Consider the following 25,458-nt stretch of genomic DNA (forward strand, 5'->3'; position numbering starts at 1 on the left):
GACGCAAGCCATTCGAAATGTGAAGCAATGAACCCAAATTATGGTGCAAACAATCCATAGCAAGATGTACCTCATTCATAAACTTAATCCTAAAAACGTTCATCACCCAAGCGGCGATAAACGTTTATTATTGAATCATCCATGTTGTTAGCGAAAACAAACTGATAGAGCCGAGAATCGTGACGAGTGTGTAAATCCAAAACTGGGTAAAAAAACGTTTCTCAATTAACTGGATGGCTTCAACGCTAAAGGTTGAAAATGTTGTAAATGCACCGAAGAAGCCGACTCCACCTACTAGATAAAAGAAACCTTCTAATTGACTGACCAACGCTAATCCAACTGCACCCAATAAATTCACCACAATCATTGCGAGGGGGAGTGCCTGTTTGGAACGATTTTGCATAATTATTTGACCGATCATATAGCGACTAGCTGCACCTAAACCACCACTGATTGCTAGTAAAAGAATAGTCATACGCGTTCACCTCGACGGCTAAAACCGTATCCGACTAAAGCTAGAAGAAGCCCGCCTGCGACAGATACAAAACTGTAGCCAACTGATGTTAGCCAAGCGTCGTTACTAGCTAAGGCATGCACGTCGCTCGCAAAAGTAGACATAGTCGTAAAACCACCTAAAAGGCCAACGCCGATACCGACTTTAAGCCATTCAGGGATAGATTTTTCAATTGTATAAGCGGTGAATAGCCCTAGAAAGAGACTACCGACCAAATTGACAATCAGTGTAGAGGTGTTTGGAAAGGATAAATCAATCGAATATCTTAATAAAGTCCCTATTGCTCCACCTAAAGCTACAAATAAAGCATTTTTATACATAAAGATCCCTCGAAGTGAGTCATAATGGTTTATTATAGCATATTCGTTAAAGGCACGTGTAGCGTGGTTTAATTGACGTTAAGTTTGTTTTTCATGTATGATATAAAAGTAAAAGTTAATATATCCTCGTTAGGTGAGGCTCCTGTGCGGAGATATGCTACTGCCCAAAAACGTCCAAAGACGCCAATGGGTCAGCAAAAACGATCGACATAAGGTGGTTTTTAACGTAGCTGGTTCATCCTATGCCGCTCAGTGCTAAAGCTCAAACGATTGGAGGAAAAATGCCTGAAGTTAATGATCGTTAGATATCCACTCGCTTTTCTCCATGTTTGAGAGAGGCGAGTTTTGTTTTTATTAATGCTGAATTAATCAAAGTTAATGTAATAACTAAGTGGAACAAAAACAAGCGAGTATAGGAGGTCACAAACTTGATGGTTATGCGACGTAGTACGAAATTAAATTTATATCAACAGTTACAAGAATTGTTACAACAAGGCCATATTGAAACGTTTAGAGAATCGCTCTTATCCTTGCATATTCAAGATCAAGTGGAATGGTTTGAGGGCTTAGAGGATTTAGAATTTAGACAGCGCGTCTATGATACGTTAACCCCCGAAGAATTGGCAGACATATTTCAAGGTTTAGAAGTCGATGAGCAACAAAAAATTATGTCGGAAATGAATCGTGACAAATGGATCTTAACATTGAATGAGATGGCCTCCGATGATGTCGCGGATTATTTGGAAGAACTAGAAGATGAAGAAGTGTCCACTGCTTTAAATGAAATGGATGAAGAAACAGCTGAAAAAGTTCAGCAGATTATGGAGTATCATGAAGAAACAGCTGGTGCGTTGATGGCGACAGAATTCATCGCGATTAAAACGACAGATACTGTTCAACAAGTGATGCTTAATTTAAGAAACGATGCGCCTGAAGCGGAAACGATTTATTATCTATATGTTGTCGATACAGATGGGCGACTTGTAGGCGTTGTCTCATTGCGTGATCTAATTACGAGCGACCCGAGTGAAGTGATCGAAAATGTGATGAGTCAGCGTGTTGTATCGGTTAAATCTTACCAAGACCAAGAAGAAGTCGCGCGCCTTATGCAAAAATACGATTTCTTAGCGACACCAGTTGTCTCAGAGGAAAATCGATTAGTCGGAATTATCACGGTCGACGATATTATCGACGTCATTGAAGATGAGACAACAGAAGACTTTGGCGAAATCTCAGCTGTGCGTGGTGCAACAGGTGCAGATATTACAGCCTGGGAGTCTACGAAAAAACGCGCCCCGTGGATCATTATGCTGATGTTTTTAGGGTTGATCACGGCTGAAGTGATCGGTTATTTTGAGGATACGTTACAAACAATCGTGATCTTAGCTGCGTTTATTCCGTTATTAATGGATGCTGCAGGTAATACGGGAACACAATCACTAGCTGTCATGGTGCGTAATATTGCGCTTGGAACGTTCGATAAACGTAACGTCTGGCAAGTGCTACGACGTGAATTGTTAACTGGGATTATGATTGGAGCCGGAAGTGGCGTAACGATTGCCTTATTAATTATCTTATTCTATGAACAAAACTACGTCATTGCTGGAATCGTCGGCATTTCAATTATGCTGACTTTGAGCGTGTCGACTTTAACTGGTTCAATCATTCCACTCATCATCAATCGATTGAAAATAGACCCAGCTGTCGCATCAGGACCGTTCATTACAACATTGAATGATATATTTGGATTGTTGATTTACTTTACGATAGCGACATCGATGATTGAGTATTTGATGTGATTTAGTGGAGAAATACTTACCATTGATGGGTAGATAGATCAGTGATTTTTTGCGATTATCGGCGAAAATTACGGTTCATCGGCGAAAGTTTCAACTCTATCAGCGAAAATCTTGAACGTTACGGCGAAAATGAGCAGTTTATCAGCGAAATTTATGATTTTATCGGCGAAAGCCGAAATTGACTAAAAAGGACTGCATGTTTAACTAAATAGTTCAATCTTGTAATGTAAACAAAAACAGTAACCCAAAAGGTTAATAGAGAAGAGTGGTTAAGTGATGTATTTTCCAACTAAAAAGGATGTTTTGGCTAGATTATTTTTCTATGGCTTTTTAGCCTTTATTTTATGGATTTATAGCTTTGGTTTTGAGCCTTTTGGTTTGCAGTTGATTATCTATAATAGTCCATTGGGTTTCATCATTACGGGAGCATTATTAGTATTGGTGATCTGGATTTGGTTTGATACGAAATATTATTTAAATAGTGGAGACTTAATAATTAAATTCGGACCATTTAAATGGGTTATTGATATGAATGCTATTAAAAAAATAAGTTATGAAAGAAGCCCTTTTACAGCACCTGCTCTTTCAATTGATCGACTATCAATTCTGTATGGCAATTATAAGGTTATAAGTATTTCACCTAAAAACAAAAATGAATTTATTCACTTACTAAAAACTAATAATCCAGATATCATCTTTGAAGATAATTAAGTATTTGCCATATTTTTAAACCCATTTTTAGACTTTGCCAGACAAAATTTTATTAATCAACTGCCCTAGTATGGTTTAAGTAAACTATAAAAGTAAGGAGAAGATGTTAGATGAACAGTTCAAAACTGCATTATTTAATCGCCTTAATTTCTTATCCCACAATCATCTTGCATTTTCTTTTTAGTGATTATGAAAGTGAAAAGACTGTAACGGGAATTTCATTTTTTTCAATTGCTACTGTTATTTATCTGGTTTTTGTTTATCTGTATTCCAAGAGTGATTTAGGCAAGAAAATAGTGTTATTTGGCTTAATGTTACTTGGTATAGTCTCGGTTATACTGGCTATTGTGACTGTTTAATTCAACTGCAATGACGATTACTGAGCTTGATTCATTGATACAGAATGATCGACTAAACCTGGCCACGATTATTTTTATAAATTGCAAAAACGAGAATCTGCCTGTATTAAGTAGTTCAGTTTAGGAGTACAAATAAGAGATTTGTACTCCTAATTGAGCTGCTTTTTTTATAAGTGAGTGTAGGTTAAACTATCGGCTTTTTGCAATTCAAATTTGATCATTAATCGAGAAAATGTAAAGGTGATATTTTATATATGGTAAAATAAGTTAGAAGACGTTGTTCAACTAATTGAGTAGGATAATTTAACAAGAGATATCTTGTATTTGAGAAGAGGGAGTTAAATTGTTAGAAATTCGAATGATTGATAAAGAAGATCTTGGGTTAGTGTCGGATTTTATATCACAAATGAATGCTAGTGAAGAATCACATATTGGTTATTGCGGGAAAGATAAGAACGAAATTGCAAAATATATGATAAATGATATTTCAGATATTAAATATACTGATAGTTTCGTTGTAGCATACGAAGGTAATAAATTGGTGGGGGTTTTGGGATTTGATGCAGACCTCGATGATAATAGTGCCGAAATATGGGGACCATTTATTTTACGAGAGAAGTGGGATATTGTTTATGAAATGTGGAAGAAAATGACTGATATGCTTCCAAAGAAAATAGACTCATTGGAGATGTTTCCGAATGTGAAAAACACCCGAGTGTGTCAATTATCAAGCTCTCTTTCATTTAAAAAGTATAGTTATGAAACAATATTGGTCTTCCAGTGTAATAATAGCCATGAGTTAAAAAGTACTTCTATAGAAGAGTTGACTCCTGAGTATTACTTAGATATGGTACAACTTCATGATGAAGCTTTCCCTAACACTTATTATAGTGGACAACAAATTATTAAACGTTTAGATGATCATAAAAAAGTTTTTATAATAACTAATGAAGGTCTACTCTGTGGATATATTTATGTTGAGGCGGAACCCGAATTTGGTGAAGCAAGTATTGAATTTTTTGCTGTTGAGAAGTCCGAAAGAGGTAATGGAATTGGAGCGCAATTATTAACTGGTGCTTTAAAGTGGTTATTTACATTTGAGGGCATGGACTCTATCACACTATGTGTCAACTCCGCTAATGTTAATGCTATTAAGTTATATAAAAAAGTTGGCTTTGAACATCTACATGACTTGTACACATTCACTAAAAACATAGGATAAAATTAGTTGGTGATAAATGTGAAGTTGGTTGTGAATAGAATATTATACTTCGATTAACCGGGGCGTTAGTTTTTCCTGACCATCAATAAATATTGTAGATTTGCATATGGAACCACAGTTCCTGTGTAAATCTTGGTCTAACAATGTTTGTTTTAATCCAAATAATGCCTCATCCATACATTAGGTTCAATGTAGACACCCCTATTAGTTGCCTTATCTACATCTAGTGGCGCTAATCCTTCATCTATGATATAGCTTCCCGAAGAAAGTAACTTCATACCAATCCACTCTTCCCATTCTTCAACTGATGCTGGAATGATCATAGAGTTTTCTGCGACTTTTATTATAGAAGCACCAGTCTTGAAATGTGTTCTAATCCAAGGGTCAAAAGGTGTTCCGTCATCTCGAATCCAACTAATGTATTCTTTCATAGGAACAAGCGGGTATTTGTGCTTTAATGAAGGGCGAATAGGAGCTACCATATATTTAAGATTATTTCTAATGGATAAACTTTTCATTTCCTTAACCATTCTCACACTCAAACCATTCCCTCTACACTCTGGATGAATGACAATAGCTAATGCTGACAGTGAATTAGGTTGTAAACTGTTTTCGTCACCTAACATTCCTTTTTCAAAGACTTCATCCCATCCTGTTGGTAAGTTGTCTTCATCACCATCCCAATTAAAAGGAATTGAATTTCCGCAAGCCATGGGTTTAGATTCCTCATTCAAGAGAATGAATTGAAATTCAGGGAACCGGGAAAGTAATTTGTTCCAATACTTTACTGCTATCGGATCCTCTCCCATAAACTTTGGCCACCCTATACTATGTAACTGATCTAATTCACCTTCTAAATCAGGACGCTCTTCTAATGTAACTACGGTATATTTTTCATCCATAAATACAACCTACCTATTCGCTCATTCTTATTAAACAATCATGTCTTTTTAGTTGGACAAGTACTTTATATTAGTTTATTAAAAATCACCATTTATTTGTAATGCTTTTAACGGACTGTTAGACTTCTGAATTGATTTATTCTCGTCTCTAAACAATTCACTATTAATTTAAATGGTTAAATCAATTATAACGCTTTGTTTCAACAAAAAATGAACACCCTCATTCACATAGAACAAGCGTGTTTATAAGGTAATAATATTCATTGATTGCCTGACAGTATTTAAAATTGCCGTTATATTACTCTCTTTCATTTTCCACCTTTTTTTGCTCTAAAGCTAGTTTTTCTCGTTCTAATTTAATTTCTTCAAGTTTCACTTCATTTTTCTTTTTTGATTCATATAAACCAAAGGTGAAAATTCCAATAAAAAGTATCCCCATCAGTAGATAAAATGGAATATCCATACGATCCCCCCCTAATTTGAGTAAGTTATTTAACTTATTTTACCATATAAATGTTAACCATCAAAAAACTTCCTCAAAAGCTACACAAATTGTATTACAATAAGTCTTACGTTTATGACTAATGATTTCGTATTAAAAAAGTAGTTCAATTAAGGGTACAAAATAAAATTTTGTACGCCAAAACTGAACTACCTAATACCAGAATGCTGTCCTTCTTGATTAGTATTGAATTTTATCTTGTAAAAAGTCTTTTAAATCCGCGATTGGCATGCGGGTTTGTTCCATCGTATCACGGTTACGGACAGTGACTTGGCCGTCTTCTTTGGAATCGAAATCGTAGGTGATGCAATAAGGTGTACCGATTTCGTCGTGACGGCGGTAACGTTTACCGATTGAGCCAGCGTCGTCGTAGTCGACCATGAAGTCTTGGGCTAAACCTTGGAAGACTTCTTGTGCTTCGTCAGCTAATTTTTTCGATAATGGGAAGACAGCTGCTTTAAATGGTGCGACAGCTGGATGGAAATGCATCACAGTACGCGATGAACCATCTTCAAGTTCTTCTTCCTCGTAAGCGTCTGTTAAAAATGACAGTGCTAGACGATCTGCGCCTAAGGCTGGCTCGATGACATATGGGATATAACGTTCATTTGTTTCTTGGTCAATATATTCCATGTCTTCACCAGAATGCTCGGCATGTTGTTTTAGGTCGTAATCTGTACGGGAAGCAACACCCCATAGTTCGCCCCAACCGAATGGGAATTCGTACTCTAAATCAGTTGTTGCGTTACTGTAGTGGGATAGCTCGTCTTCATCGTGTTCACGGCGACGAACTTTCTCTTGATCTAGACCTAAGTTGAGTAACCAGTTATGGCAGAAGTCGAGCCAATAATCGAACCAGTTATGTTCTTCACCTGGTTTGCAGAAGAATTCCATTTCCATTTGTTCGAATTCACGAGTACGGAAAATGAAGTTACCTGGTGTGATTTCGTTACGGAAACTTTTACCGATCTGAGCGATTCCGAATGGTAGCTTCTTACGCATCGTACGCTGAACGTTTTTGAAATTGACGAAAATCCCTTGTGCGGTTTCTGGGCGCATATAAATTTCGTCAGATGAATCATCCGTCACACCTTGATACGTTTTGAACATTAAGTTGAACTGACGAATATCCGTGAATTCACTTGATCCACAGTCAGGGCACGTAATGCCTTCTTCTTCAATAATTTTCACGAGTTCATCGAATGGTAAACCGTCAACAACACGCTCTTCACCTTTTGCTTCGAAATGGTTTTCGATTAAGTGGTCGGCACGGTGGCGTGATTTACAGTCTTTACAGTCGATCATTGGGTCGTTGAAGTTACCTAAGTGACCACTTGCTTCCCATGTTTTTGGATTCATTAAAATTGCTGAATCAAGTCCGACATTATACGGTGATTCCTGCACGAACTTTTTCCACCAAGCGTCTTTTAAATTTTTCTTTAGTTCAACACCAAGTGGTCCATAATCCCATGTGTTTGCTAGGCCACCATAGATTTCGGAGCCTTGGAAAATAAAGCCGCGATGTTTACAGTGATTGACGATATGGTCCATTTCTTGAGCCATTTGAAAACCTCCCAAAATAGTTCTTGCGATAGCATTAAAAAACTCCCGCCCATGAGCTAATCGAATAGCTCAGGGACGAGAGTGTATTTCCCGCGGTTCCACCCTGATTGATGTGACGAGCACATCCACTTTCAGGCGATCACTCCAGATTGCCGTTTCACATCACCTTACTTCAGGCTTACACCATCCCTGAATCGCTTGTTGGTAGTGGGTTATGCTACTATTTAATCCTTCATTGTCATCATACGTTTATTAATTTTATTCTCATATATACTAGCATACCATATGTGTTTTCTCAACGTTTTAGCTAACAGATTGTCACTTTTTCTCGTATTGGACAATGAAAGATGAGGGGGTTTTTTGGTATAATAGATAAGGTTAGAAGGATGTTGGAGGAATGACTGTGAGTGAACCGTTTAATAATTGGCGTCACATGTTTAAATTAGACCCGAACAAATACATAACAGAAGATGACCTAAAAGCGGTTTGTCAGTCTGGCACAGATGCGATTATGATTGGTGGCACGGATGATGTCACGTTAGACGATGTTATTCATTTATTAGCACGAGTCAGACAGTATCCCATCCCATGTTTGTTAGAAGTCTCTAATCTTTCGTCGATTGCACCAGGGTTTGATCATTATCTAATCCCGACCGTTTTAAACAGTGGTCATAAACAGTGGATGATTGATCTGCATCATGAAGCGGTGAAAACGTATGGTGATTGGATAGAATGGGACGAGCTGTTTATGGAAGGTTACGTTATGCTAAACCCAGCATCCAAAGCTTATCAATATACGAATGCAACAGCCGTCACTACTGAAGATGTCGTCGCTTATGCGCGCTTAATCGAACATTTAATGCCACTACCGATTATGTATTTAGAATATAGTGGTATTTATGGCGATCCAGCATTAGTAAAGCGGGTGAGTCAGGAACTTGAAAAGACAGTTTTAGTTTATGGTGGCGGAATAGAAACGGCTGAGCAAGCAGAAGAAATGGCTGCTCATGCCCAGATCATTGTCGTCGGTGATGTGATTTACCGCGATATTAACCGAGCGATTGAAACGGTAGAAGCCGTGAAGCAAGTAGAACAATAAAAGGTGGGAACGTCATGAGTATGACAATGAACGATATTCTAAATGCGATGAACCCTGAACAACAAAAAGCGGTTAAACATACAGAGGGACCACTCCTCATTATGGCGGGAGCAGGTAGTGGGAAGACACGCGTCCTCACTCATCGTATTGCTTATTTATTAGCGGAAAAAGGAGTTCAACCTTACAATATATTAGCGATAACCTTTACGAATAAAGCAGCACGCGAAATGAAGGACCGTGTGGAGAAACTAGTTGGCGATGACGCTAAAAGCATTATGATGTCGACGTTCCACTCCCTTTGTGTACGGATTTTACGACGTGATGGTGATCGTATTGGTCTTGATCGTAACTTTGCAATCTATGATGCGACCGATCAGAAGACAGCAATTAAAGAAGCACTACGCATTCAGAATTTAGACCCGAAACAATATGATCCACGTGCGATGCAAGGTGCGATTAGCCAGGCGAAGAACCAACTAATCACACCAAAACAGTTAAAACAAGAAGCGAACAACTATTACGATGAACAAATCGCTTCCGTTTATGACACATACGAGACGATTTTACGTAAAAACAGTGCACTTGATTTCGATAGTTTAATCATGGAAACATTCTTCCTATTCGACCGCGTGCCTGAGGTGCTTAATTATTATCAAAATCGTTTCCAATACATTCACGTGGATGAGTACCAAGACACGAACAAAGCGCAATATCAGCTCGTGAAAAAGTTAGCGGATCGCTTTCAAAATTTATGTGTTGTTGGTGACTCGGACCAGTCGATTTATAAATGGCGTGGGGCTGATATTTATAATATTTTATCCTTTGAGAATGATTATCCCAATGCAAAAACGATTTTCTTAGAACAAAACTATCGTTCAACGAAAACGATTTTGCAGGCAGCAAATGATGTGATTGAACGTAACACGTCACGTAAGCCGAAAGAATTGTGGACGGATAATGATGGTGGCGAACGGATTCGCTTATATGAAGCGCGCGATGAGAAACAAGAGGCGCGATATGTGCTTGATCAAATTCAAGAACTCACGCAGGAACACAGTTTTAGCTATGATGATATTGCGATTTTATATCGAACGAATGCCCAGTCACGTGCGATGGAGGATGTGTTCGTGAAATCCGATATCCCGTATCAAATTATCGGTGGCACGAAATTCTACGACCGTAAAGAAATTAAAGACTTACTTGCATACTTACGATTAATTACGAATCCGAATGATGATATTAGCTTCCTTCGTGTCGTGAATGTTCCGAAGCGCGGTATTGGTAAAACATCAATCGATAAGCTACAAATGCACGCAGAAATGCATGATTTATCACTGTATGAAGCAGTGAAAGATATCGCTCTAGTAGGTGTCAGTAAAAAAGCTGGCCAACAACTGCAAGCGTTTCGTCACCTCATTGAAAACTGGCGATCTCAACAGGAGTTTTTAGGGGTAACTGAAATTGTTGATGAGGTACTATCACGTTCTGGCTATGAGGATATGCTGAAGCAAGACAAATCGCTTGAGTCTCAGAGTCGTTTAGAAAACATAGAAGAATTCAAGACGGTGACGCGTCAGTTTGAAGAAGCGAATGAGGACACGAGTTTGATTGGTTTCTTAACGGATTTAGCTTTAGTGTCGGATTTAGACCAATCAGATGATGATGCGCAAGAACAAGTGACACTTATGACATTGCACGCAGCGAAAGGGCTTGAGTTTCCAGTTGTATTCTTAATCGGACTTGAGGAAAATATTTTCCCACATAGTCGTTCCATCTTTGATGAAGAAGAGATGGAAGAGGAACGTCGTTTAGCTTACGTAGGAATTACCCGTGCGGAACAGCGATTGTATTTAACCTATTCATCGATGCGAACATTATTTGGACGGACACAGTTTAATCAAAAAAGCCGATTTGTCGACGAAATTCCAGATGAATTACGTCAGCAGGAAGGTCAAATTAGTCAAGGTTCTGGGTCATCAAACGAGTCTTTTGAAGACGCCATCCAAGCATTGGCTGATAACAAGAACCAATCCCAGCAGGAGCAAGACAAGCCGAAACGACGGGCGAAGACGATTAAAGAACAACCGGCTGATCCGTCGACATTCCAGGTCGGTGACAAAGTAAAACACCAAAAATGGGGAGAAGGCACAATTGTAAGGGTTGAAGGCACTGGTGGTGACGCAGAAGTTGACATCGCCTTTCCATCACCTGTAGGTATTAAACGATTGTTAGCCCAATTTGCTCCGGTTGAAAAATTATAACGAGGAGTGGCAAGCCATGAATCGCGATGAAGCGAAACAACGTATTGAAGCGTTACAAGATGAGTTGCACCAATATAATTATGAATACCATGTACTAGATAAGCCGAGTGTTACCGATGAGTATTATGATAAAGCATTACGTGAACTGATTAACCTAGAAGAAGAATTTCCTGAGTTTCAAACAGCTGATTCCCCGTCTCAACGTGTAGGTGGACAACCGCTCGATCAGTTCGTTAAAGTCGATCATAATGTGCCGATGCTAAGCTTGGGGAATGCGTTTAATGCCCAAGAATTACGCGATTTTGATCGGCGAGTGAGAGAACGTGTGGGCGATCAAGTGCGTTATGTGTGCGAACTAAAAATCGACGGATTAGCGGTTTCACTTTTGTATGAAAACGGTCAGTTTGTTCGCGGCGCTACTCGCGGTGACGGGAAAACGGGTGAAGATATTACCCAAAACTTAAAAACAGTTAAAAGCATTCCGCTTAAAATTCGCGAAGAGGAAACGATTGAAGTGCGCGGTGAAGTGTTTATGCCTAAGCAATCGTTCTTGTCTCTCAATCAAGCCCGCGAAGAAAACGGGGATGAACCATTTGCTAACCCGCGTAACGCTGCAGCTGGTTCGTTAAGACAGCTTGACCCGAAGATTGCTGCTCGTCGTAATTTGGATATCTTTTTATACAGTGTAGGTGAATGGGAAGCAGCGACAACAGCTTCTCATAGTGAACGACTTGATTATATGAAGGAACTTGGCTTTAAAATTAACCCGCAAACACAGACTTTCGAATCGATTGAGGATGTGATTGCGTATACCGAAGAATGGACGGTTAAACGCCACGAATTGGATTACGAAATCGATGGCATTGTCGTTAAAGTTGATTCAATCGACTTGCAAGAGCGTCTTGGTTTTACAGCGAAAAATCCGCGCTGGGCGATTGCTTATAAATTCCCGGCTGAAGAAGCGGTGACGACGCTTCATGATATTGAATTAAGCGTTGGACGTACAGGAGCAGTGACACCGACAGCCATTTTAGAACCCGTCCAAGTGGCTGGGACAACCGTACAACGGGCGTCCCTTCATAACGAAGATTTAATTATCGAAAAGGATATTCGCTTACATGACACGGTCGTGATTAAGAAAGCGGGCGACATCATCCCTGAAGTCGTACGAGTTGTAACAGAAGAACGAACGGGTGATGAGAAAGTATTCCGCATGCCAGAAAACTGTCCAGAATGTGGTGAGCCACTAGAGAAGGTTGATGGAGAAGTCGCATGGCGCTGTGTTAATCCAAATTGTCCAGCTCAATTAAAAGAGGGGCTCATCCATTTCGTTTCACGTAATGCGATGAATATTGACGGTTTGGGTGAAAAGGTGATTGAGCAACTCTTTGACCACCAATTAATTCAGACGATTGCTGATTTATATAAATTAACGCCAGATGATTTGTTACCACTTGAACGTATGGGTCAGAAATCTGTTGATAATTTACTCAAAGCGATTGAAGCATCGAAGGAGAATTCACTTGAACGTCTGTTATTCGGCCTTGGCATTCGGTTCGTTGGTAGCAAAGCAGCTGATACATTAGCTGCAGAATTTGGTACAATGGATCAGCTCATGACGGCTAATAAAGAGGATCTTGAAGCTATTCCTGATATTGGTGATAAAATGGCGGCATCAATTGCGATGTATTTTGAACAGGAACAAGTCAAACAGCTGATTACGGAGTTGAAATCACTTGGATTGAACATGACGTATTTAGGTGAAACAGTTGAAGCGAGTGAGGACTCACCATTTTATGAGAAAACCATTGTCATCACGGGTAAATTTACGGATATGAGCCGACAAGATATTAAGGCGCAAATAGAAGCATTAGGTGGACAAGTTACGGGTAGTGTTAGCTCGAAAACGGATTTATTAATTGCTGGAGAAGATGCAGGTTCGAAATTTGATAAAGCCCAGGAATTAGATGTGACGGTTTGGGACGAAGCGCAATTGTTAGAAGCATTGGAGGCGTAGTGATTGACACAAATGAGTAAATGGCTTGGATTGCCGTTATTAGTTCTATTAATGGCGGCGTGTAGTCCGAAATTTGATTCGGAAGAGGAAGTCGTTCAAGAAACGGATGAAGAGGAACAAACTGAAGAAGATCAGCAAATGATTGTCTCACCTGATCAGTTAGATACGAATGACTATCGAATGGTTTTACCGTATCAGCCAAGTGCTGCTAGAGGGACAATCACCAATCAAATATCCAACCGTTATGATATAGATGAGTTTGAACAAGGATTGACGCGATTATCGAAGGAGCCTTTTTCACCAGATGACTATCTATTTCAAGAGGGACAATATTTAGATGAAAGTACAGTTTTTGATTGGATTAATGAATTTAACCCTGAACAACCAGAAGATTTAGAAGAAGATTTGGAAGATGCTAATGCAGAAGATGAAGTTGAAGCTTTAGAAGATGAGTTAGAAACATATAAAGAAGAGAATCCACGAGTCGTTTCGCATATTCTAGAACAAAATTATCTAACTCGAGCTGAAGAGAATCGGGTCGAGCTCGGCGGTGTTTCAATCGGCATTGCGCTTAAATCAGATTACCAATTTAGTGTGAATTATGGTCCGACTAATAATGTCGCTATTGATAAAAGTGAAATGTTACAGAAAGGTAAGGAAACAGCGGGACAAATATTAGAGCGTGTTCGTGGAATGGAAGAATTACAAGATGTGCCGATTATGATCGCCCTTTACCGTGAAAATAGTCCAAACGCTTCGGTACCAGGTAGTTTTGTTACAAAAACGGTTGTCGAACCAAATGATATGACGGTTAATGAATGGCAGTCGTTGGATGAGAAAACCATGCTTTTTCCATCAAGTGAAGCAGAGGACAATCATTATGAAGATTCCGAAATGTTCACAGGGTTTAGTCAAGATGTCTCAGACTATTTTCCAAATTATATCGGTGTGATTGGCAGAGGTTTTTATAAAGATGGAGAGCTACAGGAATTGTCGATTAATATTCCGGTAGAGTTTCATGGTAAACAAGAAGTCATCGGATTTACTCAACACGCCTCTTCCTTAATGGCCGAGCACTTTCCGTCATATTTTGATTTGGAGGTAACGGTTGAATCAGCTTCACGTCAGGAAGCTGTACTGTTTAGGGATGCTGGAGCAGAAGACATTACACATCATATTTATCATGACTAATAGATTATCATGAAATTTTATGAGCATACGCCCTCTTATAACACGGCTGTTATGAAGAGGGCGTTACTTTTTATCTGAAAAAACTGCAATTTTATTTGATTAGCTAACAGTGTTCGTTTAAAATAGTTTATGGAAGCGCTGTTATCGGCGCAAAATCGTTTAGAGGAGGCATTTTTCCATGGTACAAGCTTATAAGCATGAACCTTTTACGGATTTTTCGGTAGAAGAGAACGCTAAAAAACAAGAAGCGGCTCTTCGTCAAGTCGAACAAGAACTCGGAAAAGATTATCCACTTATTATCGGTGGAGAACGTATTTATACAGATGCGAAAATTACTTCAATTAACCCTAACAACAAAGGTGAAGTAGTGGGTACAGTATCGAAAGCAGATAAAGAACTAGCAGAAAAATCGATGAATGTGGCGGATGAAACATTTGAATGGTGGCGTAAATCTACTGCAGAGATGCGCGCTGATATTTTATTCCGCGCAGCAGCAATCGTTCGCCGTCGTAAGTATGAATTCAACGCTTGGGCAATTAAAGAGTCTGGTAAAGCGTGGAAGGAAGCAGATGGTGATGTGGCTGAAGGTATTGACTTTTTAGAATATTATGGTCGTCAAATGCTAGAAATCGATAAAGGCGGCGAAGTAAACAGCCGTCCAGGTGAGAACAATCGTTTTGAATATATTCCATTAGGTGTTGGTCTTGTCATTTCACCATGGAACCTACTATTTGCGATTATGGCTGGTACAACGGTTTCACCAATGGTTACTGGAAACACAGTACTATTGAAACCAGCGTCTAACTCACCAGTGATTGCCTATAAGTTTATGGAAGTATTAGAAGAAGCAGGCATGCCATCAGGCGTTGTGAACTACATTCCTGGTAGCGGTAGTGAAGTCGGTGATCACTTAGTTGAACACCCTAACACACGCTTTGTTAGTTTCACTGGTTCACGTGATGTAGGTGTCGGTATCCATGAAAAAGCAGCGAAAGTTCAACCAGGTCAAAAATGGTTAAAACGTACTGTGATTGAAATGGGCGGTAAGGATACGATTGTAGTTGATAGTGAAGCGGACTTAGAATTAGCAGCTCAATCAATCGTACAGTCTGCCTTTGACTTCTCAGGTCAAAAGTGTTCATCTGGTTCACGGGCCATCGTTCATCAAGATGTCTATGATCAAGTGCTAGATCGTGTAGCAGAAATCACAAAAGGACTATCAATCGGTGACACATCGAAAGAGAACTATTATATGGGTGCTGTTATTGATGGTAGTGCTTATGAAAAAATTATGGGCTACATGGAAGTTGGTAAAGAAGAAGGCCGTCTTGTTGTAGGTGGCGATGGTGACGATACAAATGGTTATTACATCAATCCAACCATTTTTGCGGATTTAGATCCAAAATCCCGCATGCAACAAGAAGAAATTTTCGGACCAGTTGTTGGCTTCACGAAAGCAACAGACTTTAACGAAGCAATCGATATTGCGAACAACACGGATTACGGTTTAACAGGTGCTGTAATTTCGAATAATCGCAACCATATAGAAATTGCTCGTGAAGACTTCCACGTCGGTAACCTTTACTTCAACCGTGGTTGTACAGCGGCGATTGTTGGTTATCATCCGTTTGGTGGTTTCGATATGTCTGGTACAGATTCGAAAGCCGGCGGACCTGATTACCTTTACAACTTCATGCAAGCTAAGACAATGTCTGAAATGCTATAAAATTAGTGAAAAACCTCTCAAGGGCGAGCCTTTGAGAGGTTTTTATTCTTTATGCTTCGTTGCATCAAAATATGTGACGCTTGCACCAAATTGAGAGGAATTGATTCAAATTTCATAAGTCTTGCGCCAAAATGCAACAAGCTTGATGCAAAAACGAAAATAGTTGCGCCATTTAGTTATTACCGATCATTTTTAATGCAGCATCTTGGTCAATGTCGCTTGCATAATCTGTGAAAATAAATGTCCACGGCATAGAATGGTGGGCATCTATTTCAATAGGGAGTGTAAATGTACCTGTCGCTTGAGTACCCCACGTCATAGATTGATTTTTAATTGTCACAGGTTGATCCGTACAATTATGAACAAGAGCAGTCACGAGTAAATGATGACGATGATTAAAAGCGTAATTTAATACTGTGAAACTTATTCCTGAGTGATCTTCAAACGATAGGTTTTCAAATTGTGATTTGACCCTTGTTCGGTCCACTTCGGCAATTGTTTTGTCCCATTTTTCTTCAAACATCAACTGTTGCATATCGATCACTCCTTATTACTTGAAATTGTACGCTTGTTGTCATGATTTGTCACGAACAAGGGGGTGTTTTCACGCTATAATAACCTTGGAGGTGTTCCCGTGTCTTTATATGAAAGTTTAGTCCTGATACATATCTTTTCTGCCATTATTGGGATGGGGCCTGGATTCGTTTTAACGCGGGTGACGAAATCGGCGAAAACATTGGCTGAATTAAGACACGGCTATCAAGTCAAACGTCAACTGCACTATTTTGTTATGGTGGGTGGGACATTGCTTCTTGTAACTGGCCTTTGGATGGGAGCATTAAATCCAACGTTATTTCAACAAGGCTGGTATGTCGTCAGTCTCATATTATATTTAATCGCTTTAGCTATGGGCCCGACTGTTTTAAAATGGTACTCGACGCCAATTAAACACTTGTTGGCAGGTGCGACAGGAGACACAATTCCAGCTGATTATGATCGATTAGCCAAAAGATTATACACTGTTGAATATTTCGAAAACACGATATTTATTGTTATTATAATACTAATGATTACAAAACCATTTTAACTGATGAAAAGAAGGGAATGAGCTTATGACAACCGTTGTTGTCGGTGGTGGTATACTAGGTGCTTCAACCGCCTATCATTTAGCCAAAAAAGGTGAAGACGTGACACTAATTGATCGAAAAGATGAAGGTCAAGCGACTGACGCAGCGGCAGGAATTGTTTGCCCATGGTTGTCACAACGTCGAAATAAAGCGTGGTATGAGCTTGTCAAACGAGGTGCGCGCTATTACCCAGATCTTGTCGACCAATTACGTGCGAACGGTATGCGCAAGACAGGTTACAAACAAGTGGGTACGATTAGTTTACATACCGATGAAAATAAGTTAGATCAAATGGTAGAACGCGCAGAGAAAAGAAAAGAAGATGCGCCAGAAATAGGCGAGATTAAACGCTTAACACCAGATGAAGTGCGCGAGATGTTCCCACCTATTTCTGAGGAATACGGTGGCGTCTATGTTAGTGGTGGTGCAAGAGTGGATGGTCGTGCAATGCGCGATGCTCTATTAGCAGGTGCCATTCATTATGGTGCGACCATTCGTACAGGTGAAGCAAGGCTCGTCGCTAAGGGCAATCAAATTAAAAAAGTCGGTATTCAAGGTGAGATTCTTGAAGCTGATCAAGTTATTGATACAGCGGGTGCTTGGTCGAAACAATTAGTCAAACCAGTCGGTATTGATTATGAAGTGACACCACAACGTGCACAAATTGTTCATTTGGATTTAGTTGGAGAAGATACGGGTGATTGGCCAGTTGTCATGCCACCTAGCAACGGTTATTTGTTAACATTTGCAGGCGGTCGCATTGTGGCAGGTGCTACGCGGACTGACTATGCTGATTTCGATCATCGTACGACCGCAAGTGCTATTCGTGATATCTTGGATAAAGCATTAACCATTGCGCCTGGCTTAGAAGACGCCTCGATTTTAGAAACGCGTGTTGGCTTTCGCCCTTACACACCAGGGTTTTTACCGATTATTGGGCCGATGCCAGGCTATGAAGGGTTGTTTGTCGCCAATGGACTTGGCGCAACTGGCTTAACAGCAGGGCCATATCTCGGTTCAGTTTTAGCCGATTTAGCATTAGGTGAAGAGATTGATTTAGATTTATCGCAATATGATGTGAGTGAAGCGTTGAACTCATAAAAAAAGCCTTAAGATTGAATGGATTATCAATCTTAAGGCTTTTTCCATACTAGCATTATTGTTCTTGAGAATTCTCCCACATAGCTGCACGTTCTTCAAAGGTCGTTTCTTCATGCATTTCATGTAACATCCACACATAACCAAATGGATCCATGAAAATCGCATTGGATATACCCATATCAGCCATTTCAGTCACTGGTTGGATTTCGGTACATGCTTGATCCATTGCAAACTGATAGGTCTTATTGATATCCTCAACGGTTACATTGACCCAACTTGTCTTAGGGACCTCAGGTGTTGGTGCTATTAAATACGCCTCGCGATTTTCATCTAATAAATGAAACTGCATGTTGTATAGTGTGAATAAGACTTCGTTCTGACCTTTGGGTAAGTTGGTCGCTTTAACTTCCTCAAGGTCAAACACGTATTCATATAATTTTAAAGCTTCTAAACTGTCGCTTACCACCATATCTAATTCAATACTACCCATAAAACATTCACCTCTGTATGTGTTCAAATTTATCTACTAGTTACTATTTCGTAGTCAATCTATTTTATCCTGCTCTTATGTTGATGAATCCTTGAGTTGTACATCGCGATAAGTGTAAAATGCTCCTTCTATGACTGCGTTACTTAATTGAACAGGTAAGACTTGATGAAATAGAGGACCATCTACAACTAGCGTATGAAATTCTCCGTTTTCACCACAAGGGTCAATTGAATCTGGAAATGCTTGTAATGTTTCGTGATCTAATTGTACTCCTAAGAAGTCGTTAGGAACTCTGGTTGGATCAATGGTGGTGATCCACGTTTTAAAGCCCAATGACAAAAATTCGTTGATTAAGGTTGTGGTTGATTGTTGCCAAAGTGGAAAGATTGCGTCGAGTTGCAAGTTTTCTAATTGATCCTCCCGAAAAGCGCGCACATCAGCTAAGTTAATATCCCCATAAACGATATGAGTGACTCCGTCTCGCTCAGCTTGCCTCAAACCATCATACATACGATCATGATACTCAACGTTTGACGGTGTTGAAGGGAGGTAGATTTTCTGTAGTGGAAGTCCAAGTGCGTCGGCTTGCAGACTAAGTAAAGATTCCTTAGTTTCATGAACACTAGTACGGCGATTGTTCTCATCAATTGTGGCGATTAAACGGTCCACGATGACATCGTCTTGATTTAACATATAGTACAAAGCTAACATCGAATCTTTTCCACCACTATGGGATACGGCTACACGTTTCATAGCTGCTCGCTCCTTGCTATTCATTATAAATATACCATAACATAACTAGTCTATAGTTAGAGAAACTAAACCCCCGCTTAATTTAGTTATTGAGCGGGGGGATAATTAATTTATTGTGTTTGATAACTCTTTTCGACTTCTTTCACAAGTGAATCGACGTATGAAACAGCCTTCTTAATCGGTTCTGGCGTTGTCATATCAACACCTGCATATTTCATAAGCTCTTGTGGCGTTTTCGAGCCGCCAAGTTTTAATACTTCTAACCAACGATCGATGGCAGGTTGGCCTTCTTCTTTAAAAAGTTGTGAGACAGCTGTTGAAGCAGTTAAGCCTGCTGAATACGTGTATGGATATAAGCCCATGTAATAGTGAGGCTGACGCATCCATGTGAGCTCAGCGCCTTCATCAATCTCAACATCATCACCCCAGAAGTTACGGAGCGTCTCACCTTTTTGTTGTTTTAATGTGCTGGCTGTTAACGGATCACCTTGCTCTGCTAATGCGTAAACACGGCGTTGGAACTCACCTTCAAGCAAGTGTGTGACGAAGTTATGATAGTACGTGCCTAATAGTTGTAGTACAATCCAACGACGCTTGCGCGGATCATCAGTATTTTCTAGTAAATGATCAGCCAATAATAATTCGTTCATCGTCGACGGTGCTTCGATAAAGTAAGTCGACGGACGTGTGTTGAAGAGGTGTTGGTTTTCATTAGCTAAATATAAATGGCCTGCATGACCGAGTTCATGTGCTAATGTAAAGGCACCACGCATTTGACCAGTAAACGTTAATAAAATATACGGGTGAACACCGTAAGGGCTCGCGCAGAATGCACCAGTTGATTTACCAACGTTATCAGCATAATCGACCCAACGTTCATTGAGACCACGCTCAATAATGCTTGTATACTCAGGCCCCATCACTTTTAGCGCTTCTAAGATTGTCTCGGAGACGTCTTCATAAGATGATTCAGGATTGAATTCGGGATCTAAAGGTGCTTTTAGATCAGCAAAATGAAGTTTGTCTAATCCATACGCTTCTTGTTTAAGTTTTGCAAAACGACGCATCACAGGAGCGAGTTCTTCTTGAATGACGTCAAGTTGGTTGTGATACATCTCTTCCGTTACTTTTTGTGGTTGTAATAACATTTGCGTCGCAGATTCATAGCCACGTGCTTTCGCAAGCGCGACTTCTTTTTTGACTTGTGTCGCGTATGTTGCGGCATAAGTATTTTCATATTGTTTTAAAGTGTTCACGAATGAGTCATAGGCTTTGTGACGGACTTCAGTGTCAGCTGACATTTCATATTCGTCTTCATATAACGCAAATGAATTGGTATATTCAGTTCCATCACTTGTTGTAAAGGATCCGAAATCCATATCCGATGATTTGCTTCGCTGATAAATCATATATGGAGCGGAGTGGATTTCGCCTAATGAGGCAAGTACTTCCTCTGTTTCAGGCGCTAACGTATAAGGTTTATCTTTTAATAAGTCTTCTAAACTGTTTTGATAGACTTTTAGTTCATCGTTTTCTTGTAAATAATCTTCGATCGTGCCATCTGGTAATGCTAAGACTTCAGAATTAAAAAACGCTAGTTCTGATTGAATTTTAGCAAATGTCGAGGATACTTTTGCTGACATCGCTTGATTTTCCGGATTTGTTCCGTCTTCAGATGAACGTAAATTGGCATACGTTCCAACAAGAATCATTTTCTTTTGGAGTTCTGCTTGTGCATCAAGGCAAGCTTTTAGCACATCAGCCCCTTCGTGTAACCTTCCTTTATATTGTGTCACGTTAGGTGTTAGATCTGTTAAGTCGTTCAGCGCTTTTTCCCATTCTGCATTCGATGTGAATAGGTCGTCTAAGAGCCATGTTTGTTCTGTTGGTACCTCTTGGCGTGTTAATCGATTAGCCATAAATTGAAAACCTCCTAAAAATACTTCGTAAGTCTAAATAATAGTATAAAATAAAAATTAAGTTATGTCACATAAATCAGAAAATTTTCATAATAAAAATTTCGACAGACAAATAAAGGAGCTCGACTTTTTCTTACAAATCACCACATATTTCCCGGGTAATAAATGGTATAATAAGCGTGGTGAAAATATTGCCATCATAACGGTAAATTTGCTATGATGAATAGTATTGTGAAGTGAAATATGTACGGAGGTGTAACGGATGTCGAAAATCTCAAAAGACCAGGTTAAACACGTTGCTGATCTCGCTCGTCTCGCTATTTCTGAGGAAGAAGCAGAGAAATACAGTGAGCAATTGAGTGCGATCATCGACTTTTCTGAGCAATTAAATGAGCTCGATACAACAAACGTTGAGCCAACGACACACGTATTAGATATGAAAAATGTCATGCGTGCAGATGAACCAAAAGAATGGATTTCAAAAGAAGATGCACTGAAAAATGCGCCTGATCAAAAAGACGGCCAGTTTCGTGTGCCATCAATTCTGGATTAAGAGGAGGGTTATAAACGATGTCTGTTTTAGATTTATCCATTAAACAGTTACAAGAGAAACTAAACAATCAAGACGTCACAGTAACAGAACTCGTCCAAGCAGTTTATGATCGTATTCGTGAAACTGATGATGAGATTCAAGCGTTCGTGACCTTGAATGAAGAGAATGCTTTGAACGAAGCAAAAGCATTAGATGAAGCAAATTCTAACGAGCAATTATTACCGTTATTCGGTATGCCAATTGGTATTAAAGATAATATTGTGACGAAAGGCATTCGCACAACATGTTCAAGTCAAATCTTATCGAATTTAGATGATCCATTATATGATGCGACAGTCGTCCAAAAATTATCAGATGCGAAAGCCATTAATATTGGTAAATTAAACATGGACGAATTTGCGATGGGGTCTTCAACAGAAAACTCTAGCATGCAATCGACTCGCAATCCATGGAATACAGATTATGTACCAGGCGGATCAAGTGGTGGTTCAGCAGCTGCTGTTGCAGCAGGACAAGTACCATTTGCGCTTGGTTCTGATACAGGTGGATCTGTCCGTCAGCCAGCTTCTTATTGTGGTGTTGTTGGCATGAAGCCTACATATGGCCGCGTATCACGTTTTGGTTTAGTAGCCTTTGCATCATCTCTAGACCAAATCGGACCATTAACACGAACAGTAGAAGATAACGCACGAATTTTAGAAGTCATTGCTGGACAAGACAAGATGGATTCCACAAGTGCGAATGTAGAGGTTCCGAATTATAGCGATGCTTTAACAGGTGATGTTAATGGGTTGAAAATCGCTGTTCCGAAAGAATACTTTGGTGATGGTGTAGATGAGAATGTCCAAGCTCGTGTTCGCCAAGCCCTTAGTATTTTAGAACAACAAGGTGCGACTTGGGAAGAAGTATCACTACCGCATTCAGAGTATGCTGTTGCGACCTATTATATGATTGCATCATCAGAAGCATCAGCTAACTTAGCACGTTTCGACGGTGTGCGTTACGGACAGCGTGCTGAAAATGCGGAAGACATGATGGATATGTTCAAGAAATCTCGTAGCGAAGGTTTCGGAGAAGAAGTAAAACGTCGTATTATGCTCGGAACATTCGCCTTGAGTTCAGGCTATTATGATGCTTATTATAAAAAAGCACAACAAGTTCGTACGCTCATTAAACAAGACTTTGATCAAATCTTTGAAAACTACGATGTCGTGATTGGTCCAACCGCACCGACAACTGCATTTAAAGTCGGTGATCAGATTGATGATCCATTAACGATGTACGCAAACGACATTATGACGATTCCAGTTAACCTTGCTGGTGTGCCCGGAATCTCAGTGCCTTGTGGTTTCCATCCTGAGAATGATATGCCAGTTGGTTTACAAATCATCGGCAAACACTTCGATGAAGCAACAGTCTATAGAGTGGCACATGCCTATGAACAAGCAACGGATCATCATAAACAACAACCACAACTAGGAGGTGCCAAGTCATGAACTTTGAAACAATCATTGGTTTAGAAGTCCACGTTGAGTTGAAAACAAAATCGAAAATCTTCAGTCCTAGTCCAAACGCGTTCGGTGATGATCCGAACAGCAACGTCAATCCAATCGACCTTGGCTATCCTGGTGTGTTGCCTGTTTTAAACGAGGAAGCAGTCAATTATGCGATGACAGCTGCGATGGCACTTAATTGCGATATTGCGACAGATACGAAATTCGACCGTAAAAACTATTTCTATCCAGATAATCCGAAAGCGTATCAAATTTCACAGTTTGACCAACCCATTGGTGAAAATGGTTATATTGAAATAGAAGTGAACGGTGAGACGAAGCGAATTGGTATTACTCGTCTTCATTTAGAGGAAGATGCAGGTAAATTAACTCACGGTGATGATGGTTATTCACTTGTTGACTATAACCGTCAAGGTACCCCACTGGTTGAAATCGTTTCTGAACCAGACATTCGTACACCTGAAGAAGCATATGCTTACTTAGAGAAACTACGTAACCTGATTCAATTTACAGGCGTATCTGATGTGAAAATGCAAGAAGGTTCACTTCGTTGTGATGCCAATATTTCACTACGTCCATATGGCCAAGATGAATTTGGCGTTAAAACAGAGTTGAAAAACTTAAACTCGTTTAACTTTGTACAAAAAGGACTTGAATTCGAAGAAAAACGTCAAGAAAAAGTTCTGCGCCAAGGTGGCGAAATGTTACAAGAAACACGTCGTTACGATGAAAAGACGAAAGAAACGGTATTAATGCGTGTTAAAGAGGGCTCTGATGATTACCGTTACTTCCCTGAACCAGACTTAATACCACTTTATATTGATGAGGACTGGAAGCAGCGCGTACGTGAGGCGATTCCAGAACTGCCTGATTCACGTCGTCATCGTTACGTGCATGATCTCGGTTTAGACGAGTATGATGCGAGTGTCCTGACTAATACGAAAGAAATGTCCGATTTCTTTGAAGCGACAATTGAGCACGGTGCCGATGCTAAGCAAGCAACGAACTGGCTCATGGGTGATATTTCCGCTTATATGAACAAGCAACAATTGGAATTAAATGAGCTACCGATTACACCTGAAGCTCTTACGAAGATGGTCGACCTAATCGAAGAAGGGACTTTATCATCGAAGCTTGCGAAGAAGGTGGTCACAGAGCTTGTTCAAAACGGTGGCGACCCAGAGCAAATCGTTAAAGATAAGGGTCTAGTGCAAATCTCCGATGAAAATCAATTACGTGAGATTATTACGGGTATTTTAGACAATAATGAACAATCGATTGAAGATTATAAGAATGGTAAAGACAAAGCCCTCGGTTTCTTAGTCGGCCAAGTGATGAAAGAAACGAAGGGACAAGCCAATCCACCAATGGTTAACAAGATCATCTTAGAAGAAATGGATAAACGCTAAAAATCCAATGACGGTGAGAGGAGGTGGTCAGATGTCGTTTGCTTTTAAACGCATTGACCACGTACAATTAGCAGCGCCGAAAGATTCAGAAGATGAAGCGCGTCAATTTTTTGCAGGGGTTTTAGGATTTCAAGAAATGGACAAACCTGAAGCGTTAAAAGCCAATGGTGGTGTCTGGTTTGCCTTTGGTAACCAGCAGTTACACGTTGGGGTGGAAGAACCATTTTATCCTGCAGAAAAGGCGCATCCAGCATTTGAAATTAAAGGTTTAGAAGCATTTAAACAGCACTTAGATGAAAAACGGGTGACTTATGCTGTAGATGATAAGTTACCTGGTGCCAACCGAATTTATGTTCATGATCCATTTGGTAATCGACTAGAAGTTTTAGAGTGGTTATAACTGTGT

Annotated in this window: 24 protein-coding genes and 1 riboswitch; of the genes, 15 read left to right on the forward strand and 9 right to left on the reverse strand. The window is 39.8% G+C overall.

What is annotated here, in order from left to right; genetic code table 11:
- Positions 1 to 127 precede the first annotated feature (127 nt).
- The gene (locus ACKXGF_RS03215) at positions 128 to 475 is read right to left on the reverse strand and encodes a fluoride efflux transporter FluC (RefSeq protein WP_411954838.1); all 348 of its coding nucleotides are present in this window, start codon (positions 473 to 475) and stop codon (positions 128 to 130) included.
- The gene (locus ACKXGF_RS03220) at positions 472 to 834 is read right to left on the reverse strand and encodes a fluoride efflux transporter FluC (RefSeq protein WP_411954839.1); all 363 of its coding nucleotides are present in this window, start codon (positions 832 to 834) and stop codon (positions 472 to 474) included. The genes ACKXGF_RS03215 and ACKXGF_RS03220 overlap by 4 nt, the downstream gene beginning before the upstream one ends.
- Before the next feature lie 118 nt (positions 835 to 952).
- A riboswitch (M-box (ykoK) riboswitch) is annotated at positions 953 to 1,117 on the forward strand.
- A gap of 148 nt (positions 1,118 to 1,265) precedes the next feature.
- Here ACKXGF_RS03220 and mgtE point away from each other — a divergent pair.
- The 4 genes from mgtE to ACKXGF_RS03240 all read left to right on the forward strand — a co-directional run bounded on the left by mgtE (position 1,266) and on the right by ACKXGF_RS03240 (position 4,925).
- The gene (gene mgtE / locus ACKXGF_RS03225) at positions 1,266 to 2,633 is read left to right on the forward strand and encodes a magnesium transporter (protein ID WP_411955548.1); all 1,368 of its coding nucleotides are present in this window, start codon (positions 1,266 to 1,268) and stop codon (positions 2,631 to 2,633) included.
- A 276-nt stretch (positions 2,634 to 2,909) separates the two neighbouring features.
- Entirely contained in the window at positions 2,910 to 3,344 is a 435-nt protein-coding gene (locus ACKXGF_RS03230; protein WP_411955549.1) for a PH domain-containing protein, read from the forward strand.
- Positions 3,345 to 3,454: 110 nt separating this feature from the next.
- Entirely contained in the window at positions 3,455 to 3,703 is a 249-nt protein-coding gene (locus ACKXGF_RS03235; protein ID WP_411954840.1) for a hypothetical protein, read from the forward strand.
- Between the two features lie 343 nt (positions 3,704 to 4,046).
- Positions 4,047 to 4,925 (forward strand): GNAT family N-acetyltransferase, encoded by an 879-nt coding sequence (locus ACKXGF_RS03240; RefSeq protein ID WP_411954841.1) that lies wholly within the window; start codon positions 4,047 to 4,049, stop codon positions 4,923 to 4,925.
- 152 nt (positions 4,926 to 5,077) lie between these two features.
- Here ACKXGF_RS03240 and ACKXGF_RS03245 read toward each other — a convergent pair whose 3' ends face one another.
- The 3 genes from ACKXGF_RS03245 to ACKXGF_RS03255 form a co-directional block, all read right to left on the reverse strand.
- Positions 5,078 to 5,827, reverse strand: a complete 750-nt coding sequence (locus tag ACKXGF_RS03245) for a GNAT family N-acetyltransferase (RefSeq protein WP_411954842.1) — start codon at positions 5,825 to 5,827, stop codon at positions 5,078 to 5,080.
- Between the two features lie 298 nt (positions 5,828 to 6,125).
- Positions 6,126 to 6,290, reverse strand: a complete 165-nt coding sequence (locus ACKXGF_RS03250) for a hypothetical protein (RefSeq protein ID WP_411954843.1) — start codon at positions 6,288 to 6,290, stop codon at positions 6,126 to 6,128.
- Between the two features lie 219 nt (positions 6,291 to 6,509).
- A complete protein-coding gene (locus tag ACKXGF_RS03255) occupies positions 6,510 to 7,892 on the reverse strand; it encodes a glycine--tRNA ligase (RefSeq protein ID WP_411954844.1) in 1,383 nt (460 codons plus the stop codon).
- A 403-nt stretch (positions 7,893 to 8,295) separates the two neighbouring features.
- On the opposite strand from ACKXGF_RS03255, the gene ACKXGF_RS03260 reads away from it, so the two are divergent.
- From ACKXGF_RS03260 to pruA, 5 genes are all read left to right on the forward strand, one after another.
- On the forward strand, positions 8,296 to 8,991 hold the full coding sequence (locus tag ACKXGF_RS03260; protein ID WP_411954845.1) for a heptaprenylglyceryl phosphate synthase: 696 nt from the start codon (positions 8,296 to 8,298) through the stop codon (positions 8,989 to 8,991).
- Between the two features lie 14 nt (positions 8,992 to 9,005).
- On the forward strand, positions 9,006 to 11,252 hold the full coding sequence (pcrA, locus tag ACKXGF_RS03265; RefSeq protein ID WP_411954846.1) for a DNA helicase PcrA: 2,247 nt from the start codon (positions 9,006 to 9,008) through the stop codon (positions 11,250 to 11,252).
- A 16-nt stretch (positions 11,253 to 11,268) separates the two neighbouring features.
- On the forward strand, positions 11,269 to 13,269 hold the full coding sequence (gene ligA / locus ACKXGF_RS03270) for an NAD-dependent DNA ligase LigA (protein ID WP_411954847.1): 2,001 nt from the start codon (positions 11,269 to 11,271) through the stop codon (positions 13,267 to 13,269).
- Positions 13,270 to 13,281: 12 nt separating this feature from the next.
- Positions 13,282 to 14,460, forward strand: coding sequence for a CamS family sex pheromone protein (locus ACKXGF_RS03275; RefSeq protein ID WP_411955550.1), 1,179 nt, complete (start codon positions 13,282 to 13,284; stop codon positions 14,458 to 14,460).
- A gap of 178 nt (positions 14,461 to 14,638) precedes the next feature.
- Positions 14,639 to 16,186, forward strand: coding sequence for an L-glutamate gamma-semialdehyde dehydrogenase (pruA, locus tag ACKXGF_RS03280; protein ID WP_411954848.1), 1,548 nt, complete (start codon positions 14,639 to 14,641; stop codon positions 16,184 to 16,186).
- A 172-nt stretch (positions 16,187 to 16,358) separates the two neighbouring features.
- Here the strand turns inward: pruA and ACKXGF_RS03285 are convergent, their stop codons facing one another.
- Positions 16,359 to 16,721, reverse strand: coding sequence for an SLAP domain-containing protein (locus ACKXGF_RS03285; protein ID WP_411954849.1), 363 nt, complete (start codon positions 16,719 to 16,721; stop codon positions 16,359 to 16,361).
- A 99-nt stretch (positions 16,722 to 16,820) separates the two neighbouring features.
- Between ACKXGF_RS03285 and ACKXGF_RS03290 the strand changes: the two genes are divergently transcribed.
- Positions 16,821 to 17,273, forward strand: a complete 453-nt coding sequence (locus ACKXGF_RS03290) for a DUF2269 family protein (protein ID WP_411954850.1) — start codon at positions 16,821 to 16,823, stop codon at positions 17,271 to 17,273.
- A 25-nt stretch (positions 17,274 to 17,298) separates the two neighbouring features.
- On the forward strand, positions 17,299 to 18,414 hold the full coding sequence (locus ACKXGF_RS03295) for an NAD(P)/FAD-dependent oxidoreductase (protein ID WP_411954851.1): 1,116 nt from the start codon (positions 17,299 to 17,301) through the stop codon (positions 18,412 to 18,414).
- 55 nt (positions 18,415 to 18,469) lie between these two features.
- On the opposite strand, the gene ACKXGF_RS03300 is transcribed toward ACKXGF_RS03295, so the two are convergent.
- From ACKXGF_RS03300 to pepF, 3 genes are all read right to left on the reverse strand, one after another.
- Positions 18,470 to 18,904, reverse strand: coding sequence for a VOC family protein (locus ACKXGF_RS03300; protein ID WP_411954852.1), 435 nt, complete (start codon positions 18,902 to 18,904; stop codon positions 18,470 to 18,472).
- 75 nt (positions 18,905 to 18,979) lie between these two features.
- A complete protein-coding gene (locus ACKXGF_RS03305) occupies positions 18,980 to 19,657 on the reverse strand; it encodes a diphthine--ammonia ligase (RefSeq protein ID WP_411954853.1) in 678 nt (225 codons plus the stop codon).
- A gap of 110 nt (positions 19,658 to 19,767) precedes the next feature.
- On the reverse strand, positions 19,768 to 21,576 hold the full coding sequence (gene pepF / locus ACKXGF_RS03310) for an oligoendopeptidase F (protein ID WP_411954854.1): 1,809 nt from the start codon (positions 21,574 to 21,576) through the stop codon (positions 19,768 to 19,770).
- A gap of 262 nt (positions 21,577 to 21,838) precedes the next feature.
- Here pepF and gatC point away from each other — a divergent pair, with 262 nt between their 5' ends.
- From gatC to ACKXGF_RS03330, 4 genes are read left to right on the forward strand one after another with little or no spacing between them, the layout of a single operon-like run.
- Positions 21,839 to 22,129: an Asp-tRNA(Asn)/Glu-tRNA(Gln) amidotransferase subunit GatC gene (gene gatC, locus ACKXGF_RS03315; RefSeq protein WP_411954855.1), complete on the forward strand. Its 291-nt coding sequence runs from the start codon at positions 21,839 to 21,841 to the stop codon at positions 22,127 to 22,129.
- A gap of 17 nt (positions 22,130 to 22,146) precedes the next feature.
- Positions 22,147 to 23,625 (forward strand): Asp-tRNA(Asn)/Glu-tRNA(Gln) amidotransferase subunit GatA, encoded by a 1,479-nt coding sequence (gene gatA, locus ACKXGF_RS03320; protein ID WP_411954856.1) that lies wholly within the window; start codon positions 22,147 to 22,149, stop codon positions 23,623 to 23,625.
- Complete coding sequence (gene gatB / locus ACKXGF_RS03325) at positions 23,622 to 25,052, forward strand: Asp-tRNA(Asn)/Glu-tRNA(Gln) amidotransferase subunit GatB (RefSeq protein ID WP_167261756.1); 1,431 nt, start codon at positions 23,622 to 23,624, stop codon at positions 25,050 to 25,052. The genes gatA and gatB overlap by 4 nt, the downstream gene beginning before the upstream one ends.
- 31 nt (positions 25,053 to 25,083) lie before the next feature.
- Positions 25,084 to 25,452, forward strand: a complete 369-nt coding sequence (locus ACKXGF_RS03330) for a VOC family protein (protein ID WP_411954857.1) — start codon at positions 25,084 to 25,086, stop codon at positions 25,450 to 25,452.
- Positions 25,453 to 25,458 lie beyond the last annotated feature (6 nt).

This window comes from Alkalibacillus sp. S2W, from assembly GCF_046764385.1.
GTDB classification, from domain to species: Bacteria; Bacillota; Bacilli; order Bacillales; family Alkalibacillaceae; genus Alkalibacillus; species Alkalibacillus almallahensis.

What these genes read in the sequence shown, in the direction of transcription:
- ACKXGF_RS03215 (WP_411954838.1), bottom strand. Translation starts at nt 475, where the DNA reads ATGACTATTCTTTTACTAGCAATCAGTGGTGGTTTAGGTGCAGCTAGT.
- ACKXGF_RS03220 (WP_411954839.1), bottom strand. Translation starts at nt 834, where the DNA reads ATGTATAAAAATGCTTTATTTGTAGCTTTAGGTGGAGCAATAGGGACT.
- mgtE (WP_411955548.1), top strand. Translation starts at nt 1,266, where the DNA reads ATGGTTATGCGACGTAGTACGAAATTAAATTTATATCAACAGTTACAA.
- ACKXGF_RS03230 (WP_411955549.1), top strand. Translation starts at nt 2,910, where the DNA reads ATGTATTTTCCAACTAAAAAGGATGTTTTGGCTAGATTATTTTTCTAT.
- ACKXGF_RS03235 (WP_411954840.1), top strand. Translation starts at nt 3,455, where the DNA reads ATGAACAGTTCAAAACTGCATTATTTAATCGCCTTAATTTCTTATCCC.
- ACKXGF_RS03245 (WP_411954842.1), bottom strand. Translation starts at nt 5,827, where the DNA reads ATGGATGAAAAATATACCGTAGTTACATTAGAAGAGCGTCCTGATTTA.
- ACKXGF_RS03250 (WP_411954843.1), bottom strand. Translation starts at nt 6,290, where the DNA reads ATGGATATTCCATTTTATCTACTGATGGGGATACTTTTTATTGGAATT.
- ACKXGF_RS03255 (WP_411954844.1), bottom strand. Translation starts at nt 7,892, where the DNA reads ATGGCTCAAGAAATGGACCATATCGTCAATCACTGTAAACATCGCGGC.
- pcrA (WP_411954846.1), top strand. Translation starts at nt 9,006, where the DNA reads ATGAGTATGACAATGAACGATATTCTAAATGCGATGAACCCTGAACAA.
- ligA (WP_411954847.1), top strand. Translation starts at nt 11,269, where the DNA reads ATGAATCGCGATGAAGCGAAACAACGTATTGAAGCGTTACAAGATGAG.
- ACKXGF_RS03275 (WP_411955550.1), top strand. Translation starts at nt 13,282, where the DNA reads ATGAGTAAATGGCTTGGATTGCCGTTATTAGTTCTATTAATGGCGGCG.
- pruA (WP_411954848.1), top strand. Translation starts at nt 14,639, where the DNA reads ATGGTACAAGCTTATAAGCATGAACCTTTTACGGATTTTTCGGTAGAA.
- ACKXGF_RS03285 (WP_411954849.1), bottom strand. Translation starts at nt 16,721, where the DNA reads ATGCAACAGTTGATGTTTGAAGAAAAATGGGACAAAACAATTGCCGAA.
- ACKXGF_RS03295 (WP_411954851.1), top strand. Translation starts at nt 17,299, where the DNA reads ATGACAACCGTTGTTGTCGGTGGTGGTATACTAGGTGCTTCAACCGCC.
- ACKXGF_RS03300 (WP_411954852.1), bottom strand. Translation starts at nt 18,904, where the DNA reads ATGGGTAGTATTGAATTAGATATGGTGGTAAGCGACAGTTTAGAAGCT.
- ACKXGF_RS03305 (WP_411954853.1), bottom strand. Translation starts at nt 19,657, where the DNA reads ATGAAACGTGTAGCCGTATCCCATAGTGGTGGAAAAGATTCGATGTTA.
- pepF (WP_411954854.1), bottom strand. Translation starts at nt 21,576, where the DNA reads ATGGCTAATCGATTAACACGCCAAGAGGTACCAACAGAACAAACATGG.
- gatC (WP_411954855.1), top strand. Translation starts at nt 21,839, where the DNA reads ATGTCGAAAATCTCAAAAGACCAGGTTAAACACGTTGCTGATCTCGCT.
- gatA (WP_411954856.1), top strand. Translation starts at nt 22,147, where the DNA reads ATGTCTGTTTTAGATTTATCCATTAAACAGTTACAAGAGAAACTAAAC.
- gatB (WP_167261756.1), top strand. Translation starts at nt 23,622, where the DNA reads ATGAACTTTGAAACAATCATTGGTTTAGAAGTCCACGTTGAGTTGAAA.
- ACKXGF_RS03330 (WP_411954857.1), top strand. Translation starts at nt 25,084, where the DNA reads ATGTCGTTTGCTTTTAAACGCATTGACCACGTACAATTAGCAGCGCCG.